Raw genomic sequence first — 19,409 nt, forward strand, 5'->3', positions numbered from 1 at the left:
ACGACGTGCAGCCGCCCGCCGCCGACGTCGTCCTCCACAATGGCGCGATCACGACCCTCGATCGCCGCCGGCCGACGGCCCAGGCCCTGGCCGTACGGAGCGGCCGCATCGTCGCCGTCGGCGCCGACGCCGAGGTCATGGCCCACCGGGGCACCGACACCCGCGTCGTCGACCTGCGGGGGCGGACCGCCATCCCCGGGCTCATCGACTCGCACACGCATCTCATTCGCGGAGGACTGCACTACAACCTCGAGTTGCGTTGGGACGGGCTGCCGTCGCTGGCCGAGGCCCTGAAGCGCCTGCGCGAGCAGGCGCAGCGGACGCCGGCGCCGCAGTGGGTGCGGGTGGTCGGCGGCTTCTCCGAGTTCCAGTTCGCCGAGCGCCGCATGCCGACGCTCGACGAGATCAACGCCGCCGCTCCGGAGACGCCGGTGTTCGTGCTGCACCTCTACGACCGGGCGCTGCTCAACGCCGCAGCACTGCGCGCGGTGGGTTACACCCGGGCGACGCGGGACCCGCCGGGCGGACGGATCCAGCGAGACCGGCATGGCGAGCCGACCGGGCTGCTCATCGCGCAGCCGAACGCGCTGATCCTGTACTCCACGCTCGCCAAGGGGCCGACGCTGCCGCTCGAGGATCAGGTGAACTCGACGCGGCAGTTCATGCGCGAGCTCAACCGGCTGGGCGTGACCAGCGTCATCGATGCCGGCGGCGGGTACCAGAACTACCCCGACGACTACGCGGTGATCGAGCGCCTGCACCGAGACAGGCAGATGACGGTGCGGGTCGCGTACAACCTGTTCACCCAGAAGCCGCAGGGCGAGTACGAGGACTTCCAGCGCTGGATCGGCCTCACCCGGCCCGGCGCCGGCGACGAGTTCTACCGCATGAACGGCGCCGGCGAGATGCTGGTGTTCTCGGCGGCCGACTTCGAGGACTTCCTCGAGCCGCGTCCTGAACTCGCCGCCCGCATGGAAGGCGACCTCGAGCGTGTCGTCCGCCTCCTCGTCGAGCACCGCTGGCCCTTCCGCCTGCACGCCACCTACGACGAGTCGATCACGCGGTTCCTCGACGTGTTCGAGCGCGTGCATCGCGACGTGCCGTTTGCCGGCCTGCGCTGGATGCTCGACCACGCCGAGACCATCTCGCCCCGCAACATCGATCGGGTCGCGGCGCTGGGCGGCGGCATCGCCATCCAGCACCGCATGGCGTTCCAGGGCGAGTACTTCGTCGATCGGTATGGCGCGGCGGCGGCGGCGCTGGCGCCGCCGATTCCGGAGATGCGCAGGGCCGGCGTCCCGGTAGGCGCCGGCACGGACGCGACGCGCGTCGCGAGCTACAACCCGTTCGTCGCCCTGAGTTGGCTGACCAGTGGGCGCACCGTCGGCGGCCTGATGCTGTATCCGCCGTCGCGGCGCCTCGACCGCACCGAAGCCCTGCGGCTCTGGACCCACGGCAGTGCGTGGTTCTCGGGGGAGCAGGACGTGAAAGGCCTGCTGTCGGAGGGCTACCTGGGCGACGTCACGGTGCTGTCGGCCGACTACTTCTCCGTGCCCGACGAGGAGGTGAGTCGTCTCGAGTCGGTGCTGACGATGGTCGGCGGGAACGTGGTGTACGCGGCCGGAGAGTTCTCGTCGCTCGCGCCGCCACCGCTGCCGGTGAGCCCGTCGTGGTCGCCCGTGGCGGCCTATGGCGGGTATGCCAGGAGTGCCGCCGGCCCGGTGGCCCAGCAGCGCGTCCACGTGTGTGCCCACCATGCCCCGCAGCCAGCGTGGTGGTCGACCGGGTGCGACTGCTTTGCTTTCTGATGCCCTCTTGGCGATGGCGCTGCTCCTCGTCGGCGCTTCGCACGCGCCGGCGCAGGCGCCAGCACCGACCCCGCCGCGCCTCGACGTCGGCGGGGAGGTGCGGCCCTTCTTCGAGGCCTTCCGCAACGAGGAGTGGGGCGACACCGGCGTGCGCGACGACCGCTACGGCCTGCTGAGGCTGATGGTGCGCGCCGACGCTCACGTCAGCGATCGCCTTCGCGTCAAGGTCGAGCTGAAGAGTGGACTGATCGGCGGCCGCGAAGGGCCGGCGCGCGTCCCCGACGAGGACCAGCTCGATCTGCACCAGGCATTCGCCGACGTGCGTCTCGGCCGCGGCTGGGCAGTGATCGTCGGCCGACAGGAACTGGCGTACGGATCGTCGCGCCTCGTGGCGGTCCGGGAGGGCCCCAACGTGCGCCAGTCGTTCGACGGCGTCCGCCTCGCCTGGGCCTCGGCGGGCTGGCAGGTGGACGCCTTCTGGACGCGCCCTGTCGAGACCGATCCCGGCGTGTTCGACGACGGCACCAACGACGCGCGCGGCCTGTGGGGCGTGTACGCGGTCCGGCACCGGAACCGCGGGCGGTCGGGTGTGGACGCGTACTACCTCGGTGCGCGGCGACGCATCGCCGGCTACGAGCAGGGGCGCGGTCGCGAGCGACGCCACAGCGTCGGCACGCGGTGGTGGCGGCGACCCGGCCCCGGCGCGCTCGACTACAACTTCGAGGGCGTGTGGCAGGGCGGGAGCTTCGGCGCCGGCCGCATCCGTGCGTGGACCGTCGCCTCCGACACCGGATACACCTTCGGGGCCGACGGCCTCGTGCGGGCCGGGCTGCGGGCCGACGTGACCAGCGGCGACGCGGACCCTCGCGATCCGGACCTGCAGACGTTCAACGCGATGTACCCGAAGGGCGCCTACTTCGGGCTCATCGCGCCGACCGGGCCGTCGAACCACCGGGACGTGCACCCGCAGGTCACCGCCCGCATCGGCCCGCGGATCGAGGCCACGCTGGACTGGCTCGTACTCTGGCGGCACAGCCTGCGCGACGGGCTCTACGACATACCGGGCGCCCTGCTGCGCGCCGGCGCGACCAGCGACACGCGCTTCGTCGGGCACCAGCCGGGACTCGAGGTCACCGTCGATCTCGCGCCGCGCACCACGGCGACGTTCAACGTCGCGACCTTCGTCCCGGGCCCGTTCCTGCGCGACACGGGTCACGCCCGCCACATCGGCTACTTCGCCAGTTGGGTCACCTACCGGTTCTGACCCATGGTGTCCTCCAGTCCCGCTCCACCCTCGGCCCTCCCCGCGCAGGCCTCGGCGTGGGCGCCGCTGCGGCATCCGGTCTTCCGCGGCCTGTGGATCGCGAGCGTCGTGAGCAACGTCGGCACGTGGGTGCAGAACGTCGGCGCCGCGTGGTTGATGAGCGAGATCTCGACGCCGGCGCTCGTCGCCCTCGTCCAGACCGCCACCAGCCTGCCGGTGTTCTTCCTGGCCCTGCCGGCCGGTGCGCTCGCCGACATCGTCGATCGCCGCCGACTGATGCTCTGGGCGCAAGCGTGGTCGCTGGCTGCCGCGACACTGCTTGGCGTGCTGACGCTGTCGAACCTGGTGACACCCTGGGGCCTGCTGGCGCTCACGTTCGCCATCGGGGTCGGTGCCGCGGCGTCGACCCCGGCGTTCCAGTCGGTCGTGCCCGACGTGGTGCCGCGCGCCGACCTGCCGGCGGCGGTTGCGCTGTCGAGTGTCTCGCTGAACATCGCTCGCGCCCTGGGACCGGCCCTCGGGGGCGTGCTCGTCGCCGCGTACTCTCCGGGCCTGGCGTTCCTCGTGAACGCCGCTTCGTTCCTGGCCACGCTCGTCGTCGTGTGGCGGTGGGACGGCGGCCCGCCGCGCGCGCGGCGCATGCCGGAACACCTCGTCACGGCGATGCGCTCCGGGCTGCACTACGTTCGTCACGCTCCGGCGATGCGCGCGGTCAACGTCCGCACGGCGACGTTCATCGCCGGCGGCAGCGCCCTGTGGGCGTTGTTACCGGTGCGCGCCCAGCGCGAACTCGGCTTCGACGCGCTCGGATACGGCGTGCTGCTCGGCGCCATCGGTGCGGGCGCCCTGGCCGGCGCCGTGTGGTTGCCGCGGCTGCGGGCACGGATCGGCGCCAACCGCCTCGCCGCCCTCGGCGCCGTGGTGTTCGGCGCCGTGACGGCCGGCCTCGGCCTGATCGCCCAGCCGGCCGCGCTGCTCGCACTGATGGGGGTGGGAGGCGTCGCGTGGCTCGGGCTCATGTCGACGTTCAACGTCGCGGTGCAGGCGTCGGCGCCAGCGTGGGTCAAGGCCCGGGCGCTGGCCGTGTACCTGCTCGTGTTCCAGGGCGGGTCGGCGTTCGCCAGCGCTGGCTGGGGCGTTGCCGCCGAGCGGCTCGGCGTGCGTGGCGCGTTGCTGCTGGCTGCGGTGGTGTCGGCAGCGAGCGCGCTGACGATGTGGCGCTGGCCGCTGGCCACCGCGGCCGCCGACCTCGATCCGGCGCGGCACTGGCCCGAGCCGCAAACGGCCGTGCCGGTCCACGACGACCGCGGGCCGGTGCTGGTGACCGTGGAATACCAAGTCGCGCCCGACGACGTGCCGGCGTTCCGGCGCGCCATGCAGCGCCTGCGCGCGGTCCGGCTGCGCGACGGGGCGACGACGTGGCACGTGATGGTGGACGCGGCCGATCCGGCGCGCCACGTCGAGGTCTTCTTCGTCGACTCGTGGGCCGAGCACCTGCGCCAGCACGATCGCGTCACCCACGCCGATCGCGAGCTCGAGGGCGCCGTGCGCGCGTTCCACCGCGGCGCGCCGCCGCGCGTCTCGCATTGGCTGGGAGGGGAGTGAGATGACCATCACCAACGTCGTGGTGCCGAGCAAGCTGGTGCACGAGCGCGTCGTCGGGCCGTCCGACCGCGCCCGCTTCGAGGCGTGGGCCTCGCGCTACGTAGCGGCGGCGTCGCGCGCCCCGGGCCACGAGGGCACCTCGGTCATCGGCGCCGCGTCGGGAGAGTACTTCGTGCTCGTGCGCTTCGACTCGGAGGCGTCGCTGCAGGCGTGGCGCGCCTCGGCCGCGGAGCGGTCGCTGCTTGCGGAGGCGGACACGTTCAGTCGCGCCGCGGATGCACCGCAGGTGCGCACCGGCCTCGAGACCTGGTTCACGCTGCCCGACGGCCGGGTCCCGACCACGCCGCCGCCTGCCTGGAAGATGGCGGTGACGACCTGGGTCGCGTTGTATCCGATGGCCCTGGTGCTCGCCCGCCTGCTCATGCCGGTGCCGATGCCGTTCGTCGTCAACGTCGCGCTGAACACCGCCATCCCCGTGGCGCTGCTCACGTGGGTCGCGATGCCATGGCTCACTCGTGTGCTGGCGCCATGGCTGTATGGAAGAACCGGCACATCAGGAAGGATCGAGGCATGACGGAGGGGCAGGAGCGTGTCGTGGTGGTTGCCGGGGGCGCCGGCAACGTCGGCGAGGGCATCGTGCGGACCTTCCTCGACGAGGGGGCGACCGTCGTCGTGCCATCGCGCAGCGAGGCGCGGCTTGCGGCGCTGAGGCAGAGGATGGCTACGGCCGTCGTCGATCGGCTGGTCGGTGTGGCCGCCGACATCGGGACGCCCGACGGGGCCGCCGCCATCGCGGCGCAGGCCGAGTCGTACGCGCCCGTGGAGGTCGTCGTGGCGGCGCTCGGCGGCTGGTACCAGGGTCCGCCGGTGATCGAGACCGACTGGGCGACGTGGCAGCGCGTGCTGCACGACATCCTGCACACGCACTTCCTCGCGGCCCGCGCCCTGCTGCCGGCCCTGGTGCAGCGGCGCCGCGGGACGTATGTGCTGATCAACGGGTTCTCGGCCGAGGAGCCATACCCTGGCGCCGGTCCCGTGTCGGTCGGCGCCGCCGCGCAGCAGATGCTGTCGCGCATGCTGATGACGGAGCTCGAGCGCACGGGTGTCGGGGTGAGCCAGTTGGTGCTGGGCCCCGTGTACTCGCGATCGCGCAGCCGCGGGCGGCCCGAGTGGATCACGGCCGACGAGGTCGGCGCGTTCTGCGCGGCGCTGGCCGACGGCCGCCGGAAGCCCGGCCTGCATCGACTGATGACGAAGGCCGATCTGCAGGGCGCCGATGCGTGGACCCCGCTCTGATCGACAGGTAGATCTCCCGGGTAGATCACTGACCGCGGGACAAGTCCCGCGGCTACGACAGCATCACGCTGACTCAGGACGGGTCGGGCGGTAACGCGGCGAGCGATGACGAGGGGCACGGCGCGCCCGCCCTCGCCCGACGCGCTGGCGCACCGCCGGATGTCTCCCGTGGCGCCCGGCGCGTCCTCGCGTCACAATCAGCGGCGATCGATGCAGGCCTGCCGGTTGAGAGACAGATGAGCGTGAGAGATCTGTGGACCGCGGTCGCGGCGGCGTGGATGCTGAGCCTGCCCCTCGCCGGGGCGGCGACGGCGCAGTCGCGTCCTCCCGACATCGTCGTCTTCATCGCCGACGACCACAGCGTCCTCGACTCGAGCGTCTACGGGTCGACGGACATCAGGACGCCGTCGATGGACCGCCTGTCACGCGCCGGCCTGACCTTCGACCGGGCGTTCGTCGCCTCACCCAGTTGTGCGCCCAGTCGCGCCGCCTTCCTCACCGGCCTGATGCCGGCCCGCAATGGCGCCGAGGCCAACCACTCGAAGCCGCGGCCGGACATCCGCACCCTGCCGGCGTACCTGCAGGCCCTCGGCTACGAGGTGGTCGCCTTCGGCAAGGTCGCCCACTACAAGTACACGGCCGACTACGGCTTCGACCATTTCGCGCACGACACCTTCCATGACGACGTGGCGATCGCCAACGGGATAGCGTGGCTGCGCCAGCGCAAGCCGGGCAAGCCGTTGTGCATCCTCTTCGGCACCAACTGGCCGCACGTCCCGTGGCCCGAGGCCGGGGCCGACGCCCGGCCGTCGCCACGCGTGCCGGCGACGCACGTCGATACGCCGGAGACGCGCGAGATGCGCGCGCAGTACTACGCCGCGGTCGGCCGCATGGACAGCGAACTGGGCCAGGCCTACGACGCCGCGCGAGAGGTGCTCGGACCGAACACGTTCTTCCTGTTCTCGGCCGACAACGGCGCGCAGTGGCCGTTCGCCAAGTGGACGCTGTACGACGCCGGCATCCGCACGCCGATGATTGCCGTGTGGCCGGGCAGGATTGCCGCCGGGGGGCGCACGGACGCGATGGTGAGTTGGGTGGACCTGTTGCCGACGCTGATCGAGGTCGCCGGCGGCCAGGCGCCGCCGGGCCTCGACGGTCGATCGTTTGCCGGCGTGCTGCTCGGCCGGACGACGACGCATCGGGGGCGCATCTTCACGACACACACCAGCGACCCGCCGATGAACGTGTACCCGATCCGGAGCGTCCGGACCGCCGACTGGAAGTACATCCGCAACCTGCAGCCGGAGCGCACCTTCACGACGCACATCGATCGCGGCAAGCCGGTGGACGGCGCGGGCTACTTCGCGAGCTGGCGCAAGAAGGCGGCGACCGACCCGGCCGCCGCCGCAGTGGTCGCGCGGTACCACCAGCGCCCGGCCGAGGAACTCTACGACCTGCGCGCCGATCCGGAGGAACGGCGCAACCTGGCGGGCGACCCGCGCCACGCCAGTCGGCTGCGAACCCTGCGTGCCGAGCTGGATGCCTGGATGACGGCGAGCGGGGATGCGGGCCGCGTCCCTGGCGAACCCTGATGAACGTCGCCCGAGCAAGGGCACGCCGGTCGCTCGAGCGGGCGCCGCGGCGTCTATCGGATGCTCGCGCGGCAGACGGCGACGAGCTTCCCCGCGCCGTCCCAGGCCTGTGCCTCGAAGGCGTGGCGTGACCGGCCAGGGCCGGCAATCTCCACCTCGGTGGGCGCAACGGCGCCGTCCACGGCGTCGATCGAGGGGACCGGTCGACCGTCCACGTACAGGTCCACCCGGGCGATCCTGCGGCTGTCCCTCGAGGTTGGCACCGTGGACGCCGCGGTGACCAGGACGCGGCGGGCGCCGTTGCCGCCGACGGGCGTCACCGACAGTCGGTACGACGGCCGTTGCCGAATCAGCCGTGCTGCCCGCGACAGCAGGTCGACGTTGTCGCTCAGGATGTCGCGCCTGGTCATGTAGTGCAGCACGTCGGGCAGGACGCCGAACTCCTCGAGCGGCGAGCCGGCGCGCAGGCCGACCCGCACGCTTCGCCGCATCGCGACGATGAGCTCGGCGCCCCTGGGCAGCTTCCTGAACGGCGAGGTCGGAGCCTGTTCCTGCGCTCGCAGCAGGTCGTCGAGCGACCAGAAGTTGGCGCCGCCGGCGCCGGTGTTGCCGCTGGTCCCGAGCACGGGGCCCACCTCGTTGTCCTGGAAGCCGGCGGCGAAAATGTCCGTGGCGCTGTAGGACAGGGCGTCGGTGATCAGCACGACCGGGCCGTAGTACACCTGGCCGACGCCGTTGCACAGCGGCTCGAGCGTGAGCGGGAAGCCCGCCGAGTAGGTCGCGCCGGTCATCACCGAGTCGCCGATCGAGGGCAGCCATCGCTCGAGGTTCCAGTCGTCAGGCGCGAACTTGCAGATCTGGAAGTTCAGCGGCGTGTTGAGAAACTCGAACGACTCCGGTTCGATGGTGTTGGGCGTGAGCAACTGCAGCAGCGATTCGGCCGCGCGGATGTTGCCGCCCGGGTTGCCGCGTACGTCGATGACCAGGCCATCCTGCGGAAAGCCGTCCCTGGTGATCAGCCGGGCGAACGCCGTGCGGAAGCGCCGCGCGTCCTCGACGTCGAAGCTGAAGATGCGGATGTAGCCCAGGGCCTGGCCGCGCACCGTCTTCTTCACCGCGTACAGGACGTCCTCGATCGAGCCGAGCGTCTCGGCGTCGGCGCGCGGGTAGAGGTCCTTCTTGACCTCGAGGATGCGCGTCCGCTTGACGTCGAGTGCGGTCCGCTTGCTGCTCGACCAGGCCGCGTCGTCGCCGGTGTCGCGGGTCGTGTGCACCAGCCAGGACGACCGATGGGTCGCGACGACACCGTTGTTGGCGCGGAAGACGATGTCCACCCACATCTCGTCGGGAGGCAGGGTGCTGTTGAGCGGACGGATCGTCAGGTTGTCGAGGCCGCGCGCGAACCGTGCATCGGGGTTGCTCCCGGCCTGCGACTCGCCGTTGATCTCGATGGCTCGCGCGATCGGCACGCCGTTCCACGCCAGCACCTCCACGCCGCGCTCGAACCGTGCCTCGCGACCGTCCTCCGACTGGCACCGCGCGTCCTCGTCGCGCAGCGCCGTGCGCGTCACGATGAAGTGCTCACCGCTGCGGTCGAAGCATTGCTCGATGAGGAAGGGCAGGAACGCGGTGCAGTCACGGAACGGCTGCGGCAGCAGGTAGAGCGTGTGCAGGTCGCGCGTCGACCCGAAGATCGACAGCATCCGCCGATGGAAGTCGATCGTGGGCTCGAGCGAAGCGTTCCACTCGGCGAGTTGGAACCTGAGGAGCTTGAGCTGCTGGATGGGGTCGATGGCGTGGATGGCCCGCTTCATCGGCAGGTGGACGTAGTTCATCTCCATCACCAGCAGCGCCTGCTCGACGATGCGCAGGCGCTCCTCCCTGGAGAGGCCGGCCCGCTTCTCGGCTCGCTCGAGGAAGGTGTCGAGGTCCTGCTCGGTGCGTCGCCCGTTGCGTGCGCGGGCGATGTCCATCAGGGCCCGCCGCTTGCCGATCTCGACTTCAGCCATGTTCCTCCGTCGGCGCCGGGCGCGCGTCACCGCGCCGGGGCGGGACGGGTCGGCCGCCGGGGAGTCCCCTGCGGCCGACCATCGTGAACCGCTACTTCTTCTTCGCGGCCGTCTTCTTCACCGCCTTCTTGGCGGTCGTCTTCGCGACCTTCTTCGTGCCGCCGCCACCCTGACCGCCGCCCGGATCACCTTGCTTGCTTGCCATGCGTTGTCTCCTTTCGTGGGTTGACCGACCGTGGCGACCCACGCAGCTGCGCGAGTGCCGTCAAGCGGGCCTGGATGTCGGGACGCCGTTCGTACCCGCGGTACGCATCGTCGCCCCAACGTGCCTGCAGCGCGGCGCGACTGGCCTCCGCGTGGGCCGCGTCATCCTGGGCCTGCGAGCTGTTGCCTGCCGATTGCCTCGCGCGTGCCATCACCAGCCACGCACGCCATGCCGATTCCTGCTGTCCGCCCGCCGCGAAGACAGGCTGCGCGGCCTGCGCGTCGGCGAGCGCGCCCGCGGCATCACCGGCGGCCATGCGCACCTCGGCCGACGCGAGCAGCGCCGTCGACACGAGGCGCGGCACCTTCAGGGTCCGGGCGGTGGCGACGGCCTCCCCGACGAGCGCGATCGCCTTCTCCCGGGCGCCCGACATCACCTCGACGGTCGCGAGCGTCTGCCTGGCCTGGAGCGCGGCTTCCTTGTAGTCGGGTTCCGACAGGGCGAGCGCCGCCGCGGCACGCGTCCTGGCGACGCCGCGGTCGCCCAAGCTCAGGGCCATCTGCGCGCGGATCACCTCTACCCAGGCCAGCTGCGACTTGAATCCGGCCTCGGGCTCGGCGGCGATGTCGTGCGCTTCGTCGAGCGAGGCGCGCGCCTCGTCATACCGGCCCAGCGCCGACAGCGAAGAAGCACGATTGATCTGGTCCCACCCCATGGCGATGCGCGCGCCGGTCGACCTGTTGATGCGGTAGCTCTCGGCGAAGTGGGGCAGGGCCTCGGCGTACTGCTCCTGGTTGTCGCCGAGCAGCACCCCGATGCTGGAATGCGCGGCCGCCAGTCGTGCCGGGTCGCCTGACTGCCTGGCCAGCGCCAACTGCTCGCTGAAGGCCTTCATCGCGACCGCGTAGTCACCCTTGTCCACGTAGGCCCGCCCCAGCAGGATCAGGGCGTTGGACGTCTCGGTGCGGTAGCCCGCCGGCTGGAAGAACTTCAGCGCCGCCGTGAGGTGGGCGATCGCCTCGTCGAGGGCACCGTCCTGCGTGCTCAGGCTGCCGAGCGCGAGGCGGGCGCGCGCTTCGAGGCGCGGCGCCTTGTCCTCACGGGCCAGATCCAGCGCCTGCTGCAGGTAGCCGCGCGTCTCGACGAACTCGCCACGCGCCAGCAGCGTGTATCCGAGGTCGATCAGGCCGTTGGTGGCCAGCGAGCGGCTGTTGAGGCGCTGCGCCGCCTGGACGGCGTCGGCGGCGATCGTCTTGGCTCGGGTGCTGTCACCGGCCGCGTAGTACACGTTGCTCAGTTGCAGCGACGTCCGGATGGCCTGGTACTCACTGGACGACGCGCGCGAGATCGCCAGCGACTGCTCGAGGGCGGCCCTGGCCTCGGGCACGCGCCGGAGCCGGGCCAGCAGCGTGCCCTTCTGGTAGTACACCTCGGCCAGGCCTTCCTGACTCGACATCGCCCGGTAGATGTCCTCCGCCTTCGAGAAGGCCGTCTCGGCTTCCTTCACCTGCTGGCGACGGCCGTAGAGGATGCCCGATCGCAGGAACGCGGTGCCAGCCTGCGGATCGAGCCGGCTCGCCGTGGCGTACGCGTCGATCGCGCGATCGAGATCCTCGTTGCGCTCATGGGCGCGGCCGAGGTCGACGTAGGCGGCCGACTTGTCCGCGTCGGCGGCCGTGTCGGCGATCAGCGCGTACTTGTCGACCGCCGTCCTGAGGTCCCGGCTCAGCGTGGCCGCGACCGCGTCCACGTACGTCGACTCGGTGACCGAGAGCGCCGAGCGATCGGGCACCAGCGCCATGGCCTGCAGCAGGTCGTCGCGGGCCCGGTCGGTGAGGCCCATCTCCGTGTACGCCTCGGCCCGCCGCACCCGCGCCATGGCGAAGGCCCCGTCGAGGGCCAGGGCGCGCTCGAGTGCCTTGCTCGCCTGGAAGTACGCGCCCTCGCGCATCGCCGTGGTGCCGCGGTCGTACCACACGACGGCCTCGGGAGGAGGCTGGTGACGGGTCGACCGCAGCAGCCCGGATCCGAACCACGCCGCGCCGAGCAGGGCGACGGTCGACGTCGCCACCAGCGTCCAGAATCGGACGGACCTGCCGCCCACGGGCACGGGCGCCGGGCCGGTCACGGTCGGCGGCAGCGTCGCCCCGGCGAGCGAGTGCTCGAGTCCGCGCAGATCGTCGTGGAGCAGCCGCGCCGACTGGTAGCGCGCCGACGCATCCCTGGCCATCGCCTTCGCGATGATCGCGTCCAGCGCCGGCGGCATCGCCGTGTTGACCTCGGAGGGTGGCGGCGGCGTGACGCTCATCACCCGCATCGCCACGTCCACCAGCGTGCCGCCGCCGAAGGCCGCCCGGCCGGTGGCGCACTCGTAGAGCGTGGCGCCGAGCGCGTAGATGTCGGCGCGCGCGTCGATGTCCAGGCCGCGCAACTGCTCCGGCGACATGAAGGCCGGCGTGCCGAGCACGGTGCCGGCCAGCGTGAGGCGCTCGCTGGTCTGCGTGTCGGCCAGGTCGGCCGGCGCCAGTTTCGCCAACCCGAAGTCCAGGATCTTCAGCTGGCCGCGTGGCGTGACGATGATGTTCTGGGGCTTGATGTCGCGGTGAATCACGCCGGCGGCGTGCGCCGCTTCCAGGGCCTGGGTCGCCTGGATGCCGATGTCCAGCACGTCGGCGGGCGAGAGTGGCTGGCGGGCGATGCGCTCGGCCAGCGTCTCGCCTTCGACGTACTGCATGACGACGAAGACGCAGCCGTCCTCTTCGCCGATCTCGTGGATGGCGCAGATGTTGGGGTGATCGAGCGCCGCGGCGGCCCTGGCCTCGTTGATCAGCCGTCGACGTGCCACCTCGCTGCCGACGTTGGTGTCGGGCAGCATCTTGATGGCGACCTTGCGGCCGAGCGTGGTGTCTTCCGCAAGAAAGACCTCACCCATCCCGCCCGACCCCAACTTCCGGACGATGCGATAGTGGCTGATCTCCGACCGTACCAAGAGCCGCATCTTAAGCCCTGCCTTTGCAGCGGCAAAGCGGAAGATTGCCTGGCGCTCCCGGCGCGCCCATCGTCGACCAGAGGTTCGCGCCGCCGTCGGGCGCGCCTGGGATGTTGCTGGTCACGCGGCTGTCCACCCAGGACGACCGTCATCGCGTCCGCTTGCCCGACTGACGCGTCCTGCGCGCTGCAGTACACTGCGTCCCCATGCGTGCGGCCGTGTCCGTCCTGTGCCTCTGCGCCCTCGTCCTGCTGCAGGCCTCTCCGGCGTCGGCGCAGTTGACTGCCGCCAGTGACGCGGCCGTCGTCTACGGGCATCACCACGTCAATGCGACGAGCGTGGCGGCGCACACGGCGTTCCTGGTCGACGGCCTCGGCGGCGTGCCCGTCACCATCGCCGGCCGGCAGGTGGTCACGTTCCCCAACGTGCTCGTCTTCCTGCGTGAGCAGGTGCCGACCGGTGGCTCGGTCGGGACCACGGCCGATCACCTCGGCTTGTCGGTTCCAGACCTGCGCCCGGTGATCGCGCGGCTCAAGGCCGCCGGTCACCGGATGATCACCCGCGAGGCGGTGCCCGCCGAGTGGACCGTGACCGACGACATGGCGACCAACCCGGCGGGCGGCGCCCCGATCGCCTTCGTGCTCGGCCCCGACGATCTCAAGGTGGAACTCGTCCAGGTCAGCGGGCAGGTTGCGCCCGTCGCGCTGAATCACGTCCACTTCTTCGGGCCGGATCGCGAGGCGATGCAGGCCTGGTATGTGAAGGTCCTGGGCGCGAGCGCCGCTGCCCCGGCGGCCGGCAACCGGTTCCTGCGGGCGACGCTGCCGGGTGTGGGATTGAACTTCACCGCGTCGCCGCGACCGGTGGTCGCCACGAAGGGCCGGGTGGTGGACCACGTCGGGTTCGAGGTGCACGACCTGCCGGCGTTCCTGCGCAGGCTGCAGGGACTCGGCATCGTGGCCGAGAACGTCCGCAAGGTGCCCGAGCTCGGCATCGACATCGCGTTCATCACCGATCCCTGGGGCACGCTGATCGAGCTGACCGAGGGACTCGACGCGATCCGCTGATGACCGCCCCTGGCCTCGACGAGGTCTTCGCGCGCATCCCCGAAGGCTGGTTCGAGATGGGCAGCGACGATGGCCCGGCCGAGGAGGCGCCGGTACACCGTGTGTGGGTGGCCGCCTTCGCCCTCGCGGTGTATCCGGTGACGTGCCGGGCCTACGCGCAGTTCCTCGACGCGACCGGCCACGAGCGCCCTCGCGAGTGGTCGCTGTTCTCCACGATCCCCGATCGTCCCGTCGTCGGCGTGAGTTGGCTCGACTGCCAGGCGTACTGCCGTTGGCGTGCCGCGGCAGGCACGCCGGTGCGGCTGCCGACCGAGGCGGAGTGGGAACGTGCCGCGCGAGGCGGCATCGACGGGCAGCGGTATCCATGGGGCGAGGCCATTCCTGGGTGGATGCCGCAGGGAGGTCGTGGTCCACTCGACGGTCCATGGCCGGTGACGCTGGGGGAGCCGAACCCGTTCGGGCTGTACGGCATCGCGGCCAACGTGCACGAGTGGTGCGCGGACTGGTACGCGTCCGATTACTATCGCGCCTCCCCGTCACGCCAGCCACTCGGGCCGGACGCCGGCGTCCGCCGCGCGTCGCGTGGCGGGTCGTGGCGGCACGCGGTCACCATCAGCCGCTGCGCCGCGCGTAGCCGGCTCGATCCGTCCTACCGCTACACCGACTACGGCTTCAGGGTGGCGCTGGCCCAGCCGTGAGCGCCCTCTTGCGGGAGAAGGCAGTACAGTCGGAGGCACCATGACCACATCGCCCGATGCCGTCCGCGCCCACCTGGTCCGCCTGCTCGAGTGGGAGGACGCGCACGTCTCGCTCGAGCAGGCCGTCGCCGGGCTGCCTGCCGATCGACGCGGTGCCCGCGTTGCCGGCTTCCCGCACTCGCCATGGGAGTTGCTGGAGCACATCCGTATCGCGCAAGCCGACATCCTCGAGTACTGCACCAGCCCGACCTACGTGCACACGCGGCGCTGGCCCGAGGACTACTGGCCGGCGGCCGCGGCGCCGCCGTCCGATGCGGCGTGGGCCGACACGCTCGAGCGCTGTCGGGCTGACCGCAGGGCGTTGCAGGCCCTGGCCACGACCGTCGAGGATCTCGGCCGCCCGGTGCCCACCGGCGCCCCGGACCACACGTACCTCCGCGCCTTCCTGCTGGCGGCCGACCATGCCGCGTACCACGTCGGCCAGCTGGTGGCCGTGCGGCGCGCGCTTGGCGCGTGGCCGACCTGACACGGCGAACGACCAGCGACCTGTCCGCCCGTCGCGCGAGTGTGCGCCCCCCGTGGAATCCCGGTCCCTCGACCGCGTGGTTCTCCCGTGACCGGGCGGGTGCTTGCGCGGATGTGCCCGTGGGCCGCGCGCCGTACGCTCCGATCACCGGGAGTCACCACCCGGGAGCGGCAGCCGAACTGGCTGCCGTCTCCCAGCAGGTAGACCAGTAAGGAGTGTCATGCGTATCGATTCCGCCCGACGCCGTTCGGTGAGCAGTCCCGCGCCTGCCCTTGCCTGCGCGTGTGTGGCGCTGGTGGCCGTTGCCGCCTGCGGGCGCGCCGACACCGCATCGCCGGCGCCCGTCACCTCGACGTCCACGCCGCCCGCCGCGTCCCCCGCGCCTGCCGCTCCCGCTGCAACGGCGCGGACGGTGCCGGACCTTGACGATCCGCGGTTCTGGCGCAAGACCGCCGATGGCAAGGTGATCGTGACGCCGGACAACTTCGTGCGCGCCGAGTCCGACGTCTACATGGCCGCGCAGGTCAAGGACGGCGCGTTCGGGCACTTCAAGCACACGCGCGAGCCTGCGCCCGTCGACCGGCAACTGATCGTGCGGCTCAACCGCGACACGATCTACTCGTCGGCGGTGTTCGACCTCGAGGCCGGTCCGGTCACCATCACCTTGCCTGATCCGGGGACGCGCTTCCAGTCGGCACTGGTCATCAACCAGGACCATTACAACCCGCAGGTCGCCTACGGCGGCGGTGCGCTCACCCTGACGAAGGAAACCGTGGGCACCCGCTATGCGATGGTCGGCATCCGCATCCTGGCCGACCCTGCCGACCCGGCGGACATGAAGGCGGCCAACGCGCTGCAGGACGCCATCACCGTCAGCCAGCCTGGTGGCCCGGGCACGTTCGAGGTGCCGCAGTGGGATCCGGTCAGCCAGAAGAAGGTCCGCGAGGCGCTGATCGCGTTGTCCAGCACCATCCCGGACCTGCGCTACGCCGCCGGTCCGAACAAGGAGGCTGTCGACCCGGTGCGTCGCATCGCGGCCGCGGCGTCGGGCTGGGGACTCAACCCGGACAAGGACGCGGTGTACCTGAACGTGTTCCCGGAGAAGAACGACGGCAGGACGCCCTACCGGCTGACGGTCAAGGACGTGCCCGTGGACGCCTTCTGGTCGGTGACCGCCTACACCGCCGAGGGCTACTTCAACCGCAACGACCTGAACGCCTACGCCATCAACAGCATCACCGGCAAGAAAAGCGAGGACGGCGCCATCACGATCCAGTTCGGCAACTGCTCGAAGTCGACGCCGAACTGCCTCCCGGTGCGCCAGGGGTGGAACTACATGGTTCGTCTCTACCGGCCCCGGCAGGCGATCCTCGACGGCACGTGGTCCTTTCCATCCGCCGCACCCATGTCCTGAACGCGCCACCCTGAGTCATCGTATCCCGTCGCCCGCACGAGTTGGAAAGCACAGCGGCAGCGTCGTGCGTCATGCTGCAACCCGCCCGTCAACGATACACATGGGGGAGGGGCGTCGTGGCGTTTCTCGCCATTCGTCGCCCAAATGTCGATGGCAGTGTCCTTGCGACCTCCACTGGGATTGCGGCGGGCCGGATGGGCCGGATCGCTTTGCTCAGCTTGGAGAGACGACATGGCCAACGACATCAACCGTCGAGACGATAGCGCGACCGAAGAACTGTCTGCATTCGGCGAACGCGTGAAGGGTGCTGCCAAGGATGCGGTGGGGTCGGTGACGGGCAACCCCAGCCTCGAGCGTCAAGGTGAGTTGGAGAATGCCGAGGGTCGGGCCCGACAAGCCCGCAACGACGTCTTCGATGAGACCGACGGCGTGCCCAACCGGACCGTCACCAGCGGCACTGGCTACACGACCACAGGGACCAGCGGTACCGGCACCGTCGGCGAGGAAGTGTCGGCGACCGCCCAGCGGGTGAAGGGCGCGGCCAAGGACGCCACCGGGTCGCTGCTCGGTCTGGACCGCATGGAACGGGAAGGCGAGGCCGAGAACGCGATGGGACGGGCCCGCCAGCAGAGCAACGACGCGGTCGGCAGCCCGTCGACGGCACGCACGTCAGCCGTGACGCGCCCGCTCGTCACCGGCCTCTACAACACGCCCGAGCAGGCAAGCCGCGCGTACGACCACCTGACCACCACGCACGGCTACAAGGCCGACGACATCGACGTGCTGATGTCGGACGAGACCCGCAAGCGCAACTTCAGTGGCGCCGAGCCCGGCAAGGAACTCGAGCAGGGCAGCAAGGCCGCTGAAGGCGCCGGCATCGGCGGTGCCACCGGCATGGGCATCGGCGCGGCGCTGGGCGCGCTGCTCGCGGCGGCCTCGGCCGTCGCCATTCCCGGCCTCGGGCTGGTCGTTGCCGGACCCATCGCGGGCGCACTCGCGGGCGCTGGCGCCGGCGGCGCGGCAGGCTCGCTGCTCGGCGCGCTGATCGGCGCGGGCATTCCCGAGGAGCGCGCGCAGGTCTACGACCGCGGCATTCGTGAGGGCGGCATCGTGCTGGGCACGCGGGCCCGCGACGAGGCCCATGCCGCGGAGCTCGAGCGCGAGTTCACCACGCACGGCGGACGCGACATCGTCCGATAGCTCATGCCGCGCCGGTCTCCCGTGCGAGGCCGGCGCATCGACGTGGGTCCATGGCAATCAGCACGCGGGACGCCCAGACGCGAAGGCGGCAGGGTTCCTCAGGCCTGGGGTTCAACGGCGGGCCGGACGGCCGACGATCGGCCAGGGCAGCACCCGGGGCGCCACGCTGCTCAGGACCGCCAGCAGGACGATGGCCGTCAGGCCGTGCCAGACGACGATGGTGATGGTGAATGCGTGCGGGCGCGTGACGCACGCTTCCAGGTTGGCGGCGCCCAGGGCCGCCAACGCCGCCAGCGCGCCGGTGGTGCGTGCCGAGAGCGCCGCGCCACGTCGCAGCATCGTCATGGCGACGCCCCACAACGCCACGCCACCGACGGCGATCGAGATGACGCACGGCCAGTCGGTCTCGGCGCCCACGCCCAGGCTGCCGAGGCGATGGAGATCGCCGATGCAGCCGAGGGCGAGCAGCAGGATCGCCACCGCCGCCGGCACGAGTGGGACGGCGAGCCACTTGCGGTTCCTGCCCGGTACGACCGACGCGAACGCGGCGACGGCGGCACTGGCGGCCATGACGACGACCGTGGCCTGCTGCGCGACGTAGAGCGGCTCGGCCGTGACGGCGGCGTGGCCATGCCGCGAGACGGCGAGCGCGGCCATGCCGCCGACGTAGGCGGCAGCGCCGAGCAGCCACCCCGCGGCGCGTCGTGCCGGGGGCGCGAGCGGCGTGACGGGGGCCAGGTCGTCGCCCAGCCGCTGGATCAGTTCATCGGTGTTCATCGTCTGCCTGTGCCGCGCCGAGCAGGCGTCGGAGCGAGTGCATGGCGCGGTGGGTCGCCACCTTCAGTGCGCCGACGCTGGCGCCTGTTGCCGCCGCCGCCTCCTTCAGCGACAGCTCCTGCAGCTTCAGCAGCTCGATGGCCTGCCGCTGGCCGGCCGGCAGGTGACCAATCGCGGCCTGCAGGGCCTCGAGATCACCGACTCCGTCATCTACGGGGTTCGCCGAGACGTCGTCCAAGGTTACGCCGACGTCGCCGGCGCGCACCTCGCGCGCATGGCCCGAGTGGCGGCGGGCGGCATCGGCAAGCCGGTATCGCGCAATCACCAGCACCCAGGGCATGAACGGCCGCGACACGTCGTAGGTCGCCAGCGACCCGTGCAGCGACAGGAGGACGTCCTGCACCAGATCCTCTACGTCTGCCTCGTCGAGGAAGCGCCGCTGCGCCCGGATGAAGCGCCGCAGCCGCGGCGTGACGGCCGACAGCACGGCGACGTACGCCGCCTTGTCGCCCGCCTGGACGTCGCGCATCAGCAACCGCAACTGCTGGTCGAACAGGTCGGTGTCGCCCATCCCCAGCGGGATCGTAACCTTTCAGCGTCCTGCCCCGAACTCCTCTTCTGACGGCTCTGATCGTCATCGCGGCGCCCTGACGGCGCCGGATCATCTCCGAGGAGTGCACATGAACACCCGCTACATCGTCGCCACCGCCTTCGCCACTGCGATTGCCGCCCCCGCTCTCCTGTCGGCCCAGAAGCACGTCGACGCCCCGAGCTTCAAGGCCGAGAAGTGCTACGGCGTGGCCAAGGCCGGCAAGAACGACTGCGCCTCGATGGGCAACAACTCCTGCGGCGGCAGCTCGAAGCGCGACGCCGACCCGAAGGCATGGATTTTCGTGCCCGAAGGCTACTGCGAACGCATCGTCGGCGGCAGCAAGACGCCGAAGTAGGCAAGACGCAGG

Annotated in this window: 16 protein-coding genes; 12 read left to right on the forward strand and 4 right to left on the reverse strand. The window is 71.2% G+C overall.

The window, feature by feature from the left end; translation table 11 throughout:
* The first annotated feature begins 5 nt into the window (after positions 1 to 5).
* From TBR22_RS08990 to TBR22_RS09015, 6 genes are all read left to right on the forward strand, one after another.
* Positions 6 to 1,808, forward strand: coding sequence for an amidohydrolase (locus TBR22_RS08990; RefSeq protein ID WP_239492638.1), 1,803 nt, complete (start codon positions 6 to 8; stop codon positions 1,806 to 1,808).
* Between the two features lie 13 nt (positions 1,809 to 1,821).
* Positions 1,822 to 3,072: an alginate export family protein gene (locus TBR22_RS08995; protein ID WP_239492639.1), complete on the forward strand. Its 1,251-nt coding sequence runs from the start codon at positions 1,822 to 1,824 to the stop codon at positions 3,070 to 3,072.
* 3 nt (positions 3,073 to 3,075) lie between these two features.
* Positions 3,076 to 4,677 carry an MFS transporter gene (locus TBR22_RS09000; RefSeq protein ID WP_239492640.1) on the forward strand — a complete coding sequence of 534 codons (1,602 nt, stop codon included), beginning with the start codon at positions 3,076 to 3,078 and terminating at the stop codon, positions 4,675 to 4,677.
* Between the two features lies 1 nt (position 4,678).
* Complete coding sequence (locus TBR22_RS09005) at positions 4,679 to 5,251, forward strand: antibiotic biosynthesis monooxygenase (protein WP_239492641.1); 573 nt, start codon at positions 4,679 to 4,681, stop codon at positions 5,249 to 5,251.
* A complete protein-coding gene (locus TBR22_RS09010) occupies positions 5,248 to 5,973 on the forward strand; it encodes an SDR family oxidoreductase (protein ID WP_239492642.1) in 726 nt (241 codons plus the stop codon). Before TBR22_RS09005 ends, TBR22_RS09010 begins: the two co-directional genes overlap by 4 nt.
* Before the next feature lie 236 nt (positions 5,974 to 6,209).
* Positions 6,210 to 7,565 carry a sulfatase gene (locus TBR22_RS09015; RefSeq protein ID WP_239492643.1) on the forward strand — a complete coding sequence of 452 codons (1,356 nt, stop codon included), beginning with the start codon at positions 6,210 to 6,212 and terminating at the stop codon, positions 7,563 to 7,565.
* A 53-nt stretch (positions 7,566 to 7,618) separates the two neighbouring features.
* Here the strand turns inward: TBR22_RS09015 and TBR22_RS09020 are convergent, their stop codons facing one another.
* Together TBR22_RS09020 and TBR22_RS09025 are read right to left on the reverse strand one after the other, a co-directional pair.
* Positions 7,619 to 9,574: a S41 family peptidase gene (locus tag TBR22_RS09020; protein ID WP_239492644.1), complete on the reverse strand. Its 1,956-nt coding sequence runs from the start codon at positions 9,572 to 9,574 to the stop codon at positions 7,619 to 7,621.
* Between the two features lie 185 nt (positions 9,575 to 9,759).
* The gene (locus tag TBR22_RS09025) at positions 9,760 to 12,777 is read right to left on the reverse strand and encodes a serine/threonine-protein kinase (RefSeq protein ID WP_239492645.1); all 3,018 of its coding nucleotides are present in this window, start codon (positions 12,775 to 12,777) and stop codon (positions 9,760 to 9,762) included.
* A 197-nt stretch (positions 12,778 to 12,974) separates the two neighbouring features.
* Here TBR22_RS09025 and TBR22_RS09030 point away from each other — a divergent pair, with 197 nt between their 5' ends.
* From TBR22_RS09030 to TBR22_RS09050, 5 genes are all read left to right on the forward strand, one after another.
* Positions 12,975 to 13,835, forward strand: coding sequence for a VOC family protein (locus TBR22_RS09030; RefSeq protein ID WP_239492646.1), 861 nt, complete (start codon positions 12,975 to 12,977; stop codon positions 13,833 to 13,835).
* A complete protein-coding gene (locus TBR22_RS09035; protein WP_239492647.1) occupies positions 13,835 to 14,533 on the forward strand; it encodes an SUMF1/EgtB/PvdO family nonheme iron enzyme in 699 nt (232 codons plus the stop codon). Before TBR22_RS09030 ends, TBR22_RS09035 begins: the two co-directional genes overlap by 1 nt.
* 40 nt (positions 14,534 to 14,573) lie before the next feature.
* A complete protein-coding gene (locus TBR22_RS09040) occupies positions 14,574 to 15,059 on the forward strand; it encodes a DinB family protein (protein ID WP_239492648.1) in 486 nt (161 codons plus the stop codon).
* A gap of 220 nt (positions 15,060 to 15,279) precedes the next feature.
* On the forward strand, positions 15,280 to 16,473 hold the full coding sequence (locus TBR22_RS09045) for a DUF1214 domain-containing protein (RefSeq protein WP_239492649.1): 1,194 nt from the start codon (positions 15,280 to 15,282) through the stop codon (positions 16,471 to 16,473).
* A 231-nt stretch (positions 16,474 to 16,704) separates the two neighbouring features.
* Positions 16,705 to 17,673, forward strand: coding sequence for a CsbD family protein (locus TBR22_RS09050; protein ID WP_239492650.1), 969 nt, complete (start codon positions 16,705 to 16,707; stop codon positions 17,671 to 17,673).
* A 111-nt stretch (positions 17,674 to 17,784) separates the two neighbouring features.
* On the opposite strand, the gene TBR22_RS09055 is transcribed toward TBR22_RS09050, so the two are convergent.
* Positions 17,785 to 18,450: an NrsF family protein gene (locus TBR22_RS09055; RefSeq protein ID WP_239492651.1), complete on the reverse strand. Its 666-nt coding sequence runs from the start codon at positions 18,448 to 18,450 to the stop codon at positions 17,785 to 17,787.
* Entirely contained in the window at positions 18,437 to 19,021 is a 585-nt protein-coding gene (locus tag TBR22_RS09060; protein WP_239492652.1) for an RNA polymerase sigma factor, read from the reverse strand. The genes TBR22_RS09055 and TBR22_RS09060 overlap by 14 nt, the downstream gene beginning before the upstream one ends.
* A 109-nt stretch (positions 19,022 to 19,130) precedes the next feature.
* Here TBR22_RS09060 and TBR22_RS09065 point away from each other — a divergent pair, with 109 nt between their 5' ends.
* Positions 19,131 to 19,397 (forward strand): DUF2282 domain-containing protein, encoded by a 267-nt coding sequence (locus tag TBR22_RS09065; protein ID WP_239492653.1) that lies wholly within the window; start codon positions 19,131 to 19,133, stop codon positions 19,395 to 19,397.
* The last annotated feature ends 12 nt before the right edge of the window (positions 19,398 to 19,409 follow it).

Origin of the sequence: Luteitalea sp. TBR-22, from assembly GCF_016865485.1 — a bacterium.
GTDB lineage: Bacteria > Acidobacteriota > Vicinamibacteria > Vicinamibacterales > Vicinamibacteraceae > Luteitalea.